Raw genomic sequence first — 5,332 nt, forward strand, 5'->3', positions numbered from 1 at the left:
GCCCGCCGGAGCGAGCGCAGGCGCGGACGCGGGCGCCGGACTCTGACCCCGGCGCGCCGGCCTCACCGCCCAGCGCCGGCCTCACCGCCCAGCGCCGGCCTCACCGTCCGGCCCGGCCTCACCGCCGGTCGCCGTCACCGTCCTCGCGCTCCCCGGCCTCGGACTCCGCCGACGACCCCGACGACTCCGACGCCCCCGGCGCCCCGGGACCGCTGCCGTCCACCGAAGCGAGCGGGGACCGCTCCGCGACCTCCGTCGCCTCCGGCGGCTCGACCAGCCAGTCCGGGTTGGCCTGCTTGTCCCACCACTTCCACGCGGCCACGGCACCGCCGAACAGCACGCCGAGCACCGCGAGCCCCTTCATCGCCCGCCCGGCCTTCGCCCGGCGCTCGTGCCTCCTGACCAGCTTCCGCACCTCCTTGCCCGACACCTGCCCGCGCAGCGCGGCGAGCGCGGCGGTGGAGCGGGACAGGGCCTCCTCGCGCACGGGACCCGCGGCGGCCCTGGCGTGCTCCACGCGCGGCACGGTGTAGTGGGCCGCCTGGCGCGCGGCCCTGCGGGTGCGGGCAGCGGCGCGGTGCGCGGCCGCGTCGACCTTGGGCGGCACATGCGGGGCGACGCGTACGTCGTACTGGCTGCGTGCCTGGTGCGCCGCCTGCTGGGCTGCCCGGGACACCTTCGGTGCCATCTTCACGCGCGCCTCGTGCGCGTAGTGCGCGGCCTGCTCCCTGGCCGCGCCGGCGTAGGGCGCCACCGCGTCCGCGGCGTGCAGCACGCTCTCCTTCGCCGTACCGGTCGCGGCGCGCACGCTGTCCATGCGGGTCGTCACGGGATCCTCCTCATCGCCTGGCGGGCTCGCTGGCGGTCGTTTTTTCGCCTTTCCACCCTTTTCGAAAATCATGCCCTCCGGCCCCGGGGTCGGCATGCGGGACGGGCATACGGGGCAACGGCGGCGGCTTCCGTGCGAGGATCGGTAGATGTAAGAGAAGACCGAAGGAAGGCACATCGTGGCCGAGCAGCTTTACGCCACCCTGAAGACCAACCACGGCGACATCGAGATCCGGCTCTTCCCGGACCACGCGCCGACGACGGTGAAGAACTTCGTGGAGCTCGCCAAGGGCGAGCGCGAGTGGGTCAACCCGGAGACGGGCCAGAAGACCAGCGACCCGCTGTACAACGGCACGGTCTTCCACCGGGTGATCAGCGGTTTCATGATCCAGGGCGGCGACCCGCTGGGCAACGGCACGGGCGGTCCGGGCTACGAGTTCAAGGACGAGTTCCACCCGGACCTGGCCTTCACCAAGCCGTACCTGCTGGCCATGGCCAACGCGGGCCCGGGCACCAACGGCTCGCAGTTCTTCATCACCGTCTCGCCGACGACCTGGCTGACCGGCAAGCACACCATCTTCGGCGAGGTCGCCAACGAGGCGAGCCAGAAGGTCGTGGACACCATCGCCGCCACGCAGACCAACCCGCGTACGGACCGCCCCGTCAAGGACGTGGTCATCGAGTCCGTGGTCGTCGAGACCCGCTGAGGTCCGACCGCGCCGGGTACGGCTCGGGTTCCCCCGGGAACCTTTCCGCCCCGTCCGTCCGTAAGGATGGGCGGGGCGTTGGTACGCACCGCACGCGTCACGTCAGGAACGACGAGGGGATCCCCATGGAGCAGAACCAGGCGCCGAACGGGCTGGCCGGCTGCTACCGCCACCCCGGCGTGGAGACCGGTATCCGCTGCACCCGCTGCGAGCGGCCGATCTGCCCCGACTGCATGGTCGAGGCGTCGGTCGGCTTCCAGTGCCCGGAGTGCGTGCGGAACGGCTCGGGGACGGGCCACGCGGCGAGTGCGAGCCGGCCGCGCACGATCGCGGGAGGCGCCATCACGGCCGGGGACCCGCGCCTCGTCACGAAGGTCCTCATCGGGATCAACGCGCTCGTCTTCCTGGCCGCCGCCCTCGTCGAGAACCTCGCCGAGCGGCTTGAGCTGATCGGTCTGGCCTTCGACCCGCGGCTGCTCGAGGTCGTCGGCGTGGCGAACGGCGAGTGGTACCGGCTGCTGACCTCGATGTTCCTGCACATCGAGGTGTGGCACATCGGGTTCAACATGCTCGGTCTGTGGGTGCTGGGCGGGCCTCTGGAGGCGGCGCTCGGCCGTGTGCGCTACGCGGCGCTGTATCTCCTCGCGGGCCTGGCAGGCAGCGCCTTCACCTATCTGATCGCCGCGCAGAACCAGCCGTCGCTCGGTGCGTCCGGCGCGGTGTGGGGCCTGATGGGCGCGACGTTCGTGCTGGTCCGCCGGCTCCGCTACGACCTGCGGCCCGTGATGGGTCTGATCGCGCTGAACGTGCTCATCACGGTCGTCTTCCACACGGTCATCGCCTGGCAGGCGCATCTCGGCGGCCTGATCGCCGGGGCGATCATCGCGTACGGGATGATCAGCGGCCCGCGCGAGCGGCGTGCCCTGATGCAGTGGGGCGCCTGTGGGCTGGTCCTGGCGGCGACCGTCGTCATGACGGTTCTGAGGACCGGCGCGCTCAGCTGAGCAGAAGCTTTCCCCAATGTTGTCCACAGCAGGTGACGACACTGCTGCGGCGCGTCGGGAACATATGTGCCCCTCGTCGCTGACCTGGGTCTTTCCGGTGCGACAAGGGGCCGCCGCGGAGGCTTCCGGGGTGTGCTGCAGTCACATCGGCGTCAACCCGATGCAAGTTATCCACAGATCGTCTGACCTTTTCCACGGCTGTGCACAACGCTGTGGATAACCCAGGGGGCGGCTTGACGCGGCAGCCTCTCCCCGGCTATCGCGCGCACCGCCCCGCTGCTTCTCCCGCTGCCCGCCCCGCTACTTCCACTGCGTGGAGACCGCGAACCCGCCGGCGATGAAGCCGAAGCCCACGACGATGTTCCAGTTCCTCAGCGACTCGATGGGCAGCGAGCCGTCGGTGACGTAGAAGACGACGATCCAGGCCAGTCCGATCGCGAACAGTGCCAGCATCACCGGCGCGACCCAGCTGCGGTTGGTCAGCTTGATGGCGGTCGCCTGCTTCGCGGGGGGCGGCGTGTAGTCGGCCTTCTTGCGGATCCGTGACTTCGGCACGAGGGACTCTCCTGTCGATGCGCTGCGTGACCGCGCAGAGAACTGTGACTTCGGCTGGTACCGGGGCGGAGAGCGAGGGGGACCGCTGTCCCGCCCGGGCGTCCGTTAGCGTAGTGCTTCTGCGACGCCTAAGGAGATAAGGGTACGTTGAGCAATTCCGCCGACTCCCCCACGGAGCCGGTCCGGCGCCGGCGATGGCGGCCGGTCCGGCTGCTCACCGCCGCCGTCTTCGCGCTCGCGGGCCTGCTCTTCGTCACCAGCTTCAACACCGCCAAGGGCACCAACATCCGCACGGACGACTCGCTGCTGCGCCTCTCCGACCTGGTCAGGGAGCGCAGCGACAAGAACGCCGAGCTGGAGGAGACCACGGCGGCGGTACGCGACGAGGTCGGCGCCCTCGCCCGCCGCGACGCCGGCTCCAGCGCCGCCGAGGACGCGCGGCTCGCCGCCCTGGAGAAGGCCGCGGGCACCACGGAGATCTCCGGCGGTGGCCTCACCGTGACCCTGGACGACGCACCGCCCGGTGCCCGCGCCGCCCCCGGCTACCCGGAGCCGCGCGCCGACGACCTGGTCATCCACCAGCAGGACCTCCAGGCCGTCGTCAACGCCCTGTGGCAGGGCGGCGCCAAGGGCATCCAGGTCATGGACCAGCGGCTGATCTCCACCAGCGCGGTGCGCTGCGTCGGCAACACCCTGCTGCTCCAGGGCCGCGTCTACTCGCCGCCGTACAAGGTCACCGCCGTCGGCGACACCCGCGAGCTGCGCCGGGCACTCGCCGCCTCGCCCGCGATCCAGAACTACCAGCTCTACGTGAAGGCGTACGGGCTCGGCTGGAAGGTCGACGAACGCGGCTCCACGACTCTGCCCGGCTACTCGGGAACCCTGGACCTCCACCACGCGAAGCCCGCCGAGTAGCGGCGCGCGGTACGCCGGCGCGTAGTACGTCACAGGCTTTCCACAGCTTCCCCAACAGGAGGGGATCGCGCCTTACTCTGGTGCGGTATCGAACGGAAGGGACAGCAGACGTCATGTACGGCTGGATCTGGCGGCATCTCCCGGGCAACGCGTGGGTGCGGGCTCTCCTCTCGCTCCTGCTCACCCTGGGGGTCGTCTACGTGCTCTTCCAGTACGTGTTCCCCTGGGCGGAGCCCCTGCTTCCGTTCAACGATGTGACGGTGGACGGACAGCAGTGAGCGCACGCATCCTCGTCGTCGACAACTACGACAGCTTCGTCTTCAACCTGGTCCAGTACCTCTACCAGCTCGGCGCCGAGTGCGAGGTGCGCCGCAACGACGAGGTCGAACTGAGCCACGCCCAGGACGGCTTCGACGGCGTCCTGCTGTCGCCCGGCCCCGGCACGCCCGAGCAGGCCGGCGTCTGCGTCGACATGGTGCGGCACTGCGCCGCCACGGGCGTTCCGGTCTTCGGCGTCTGCCTCGGCATGCAGTCCATGGCCGTCGCGTACGGCGGCGTGGTCGACCGCGCGCCCGAGCTGCTGCACGGCAAGACCTCACCGGTCGTCCACGAGGGCAAGGGCGTCTTCGCCGGCCTGCCCTCGCCGTTCACCGCGACGCGGTACCACTCGCTGGCCGCCGAACCGGCCGTGCTGCCGGACGTCCTGGAGGTCACGGCGCGCACGGAGGACGGCATCATCATGGGCCTGCGCCACCGCGAGTACGCCGTGGAGGGGGTGCAGTTCCACCCCGAGTCGGTGCTCACCGAGCATGGGCACCTGATGCTCGCCAACTGGCTGGAGCAGTGCGGTGACACCGGGGCGGTCGGCCGCTCCGCGGGACTCGCGCCGGTGGTGGGCAAGGCCGTCGCGTGACCTCCGTGCGCCCGGAGCACGACGCGGACGCCCAGGGGGGCGCGGGGGCCGGGCAGCACGGCTCGCCGTGGTTCCGGGCGGCCGGCCTGCCGGCGCACGACCAGCCCCAGGAGCCCCAGCCGGCCCAGCCGCCCCAGACCTGGCAGCAGCAGCCGTACGAGCCGTACGCCGACCCGTACGGGCAGCAGACCCCGTACGAGCCGTACGAGCAGCCGCACAGTTCGTATGCGCCGTACGACACGTACGAGCCGTACGAGACGCCCGCACCCGGGGGCGACGGCACCGGCGCCGGCGGTGGCGAGACGATGGCGCTCCCCACCATCGACCCGATCGACCCGATCGACATCACCGGCCCCGTCGACCCCGTCGGCCCCGCGCCGCGAATAGCGGAGTCGGACGAACCCGGGCAG

General features: G+C 71.2%; 7 protein-coding genes and 1 pseudogene. 6 read left to right on the top strand and 2 right to left on the bottom strand.

The annotated features are described in order from the left end of the window. Window positions 1-118 precede the first annotated feature (118 nt). Window positions 119-817 (bottom strand): DUF5324 family protein, encoded by a 699-nt coding sequence (locus HTZ82_RS07000; RefSeq protein WP_254711680.1) that lies wholly within the window; start codon window positions 815-817, stop codon window positions 119-121. A 190-nt stretch (window positions 818-1,007) separates the two neighbouring features. Between HTZ82_RS07000 and HTZ82_RS07005 the strand changes: the two genes are divergently transcribed. Both HTZ82_RS07005 and HTZ82_RS07010 read left to right on the top strand, forming a co-directional pair. Continuing rightward, the gene (locus HTZ82_RS07005) at window positions 1,008-1,535 is read left to right on the top strand and encodes a peptidylprolyl isomerase (RefSeq protein ID WP_175408417.1); all 528 of its coding nucleotides are present in this window, start codon (window positions 1,008-1,010) and stop codon (window positions 1,533-1,535) included. Window positions 1,536-1,660: 125 nt separating this feature from the next. Beyond that, window positions 1,661-2,539 (top strand): rhomboid family intramembrane serine protease, encoded by an 879-nt coding sequence (locus HTZ82_RS07010; protein ID WP_175408418.1) that lies wholly within the window; start codon window positions 1,661-1,663, stop codon window positions 2,537-2,539. Between the two features lie 300 nt (window positions 2,540-2,839). Here HTZ82_RS07010 and crgA read toward each other — a convergent pair whose 3' ends face one another. Further along, window positions 2,840-3,094, bottom strand: a complete 255-nt coding sequence (gene crgA, locus HTZ82_RS07015; RefSeq protein WP_175408419.1) for a cell division protein CrgA — start codon at window positions 3,092-3,094, stop codon at window positions 2,840-2,842. A 147-nt stretch (window positions 3,095-3,241) separates the two neighbouring features. Between crgA and HTZ82_RS07020 the strand changes: the two genes are divergently transcribed. From HTZ82_RS07020 to HTZ82_RS07035, 4 genes and pseudogenes are all read left to right on the top strand, one after another. Further along, entirely contained in the window at window positions 3,242-4,009 is a 768-nt protein-coding gene (locus HTZ82_RS07020; protein ID WP_175408420.1) for a DUF881 domain-containing protein, read from the top strand. 113 nt (window positions 4,010-4,122) lie between these two features. Continuing rightward, window positions 4,123-4,287, top strand: coding sequence for a hypothetical protein (locus HTZ82_RS07025; protein ID WP_175408421.1), 165 nt, complete (start codon window positions 4,123-4,125; stop codon window positions 4,285-4,287). Beyond that, complete coding sequence (locus tag HTZ82_RS07030) at window positions 4,284-4,922, top strand: aminodeoxychorismate/anthranilate synthase component II (protein WP_175408422.1); 639 nt, start codon at window positions 4,284-4,286, stop codon at window positions 4,920-4,922. The genes HTZ82_RS07025 and HTZ82_RS07030 overlap by 4 nt, the downstream gene beginning before the upstream one ends. Beyond that, a pseudogene (locus HTZ82_RS07035) lies at window positions 4,919-5,332 on the top strand (hypothetical protein); the annotation flags it as partial. The gene HTZ82_RS07030 and the pseudogene HTZ82_RS07035, both read left to right, overlap by 4 nt.

This window comes from Streptomyces sp. TRM64462 (genome assembly GCF_013362995.1).
Classification (GTDB): Bacteria; Actinomycetota; Actinomycetes; order Streptomycetales; family Streptomycetaceae; genus Streptomyces.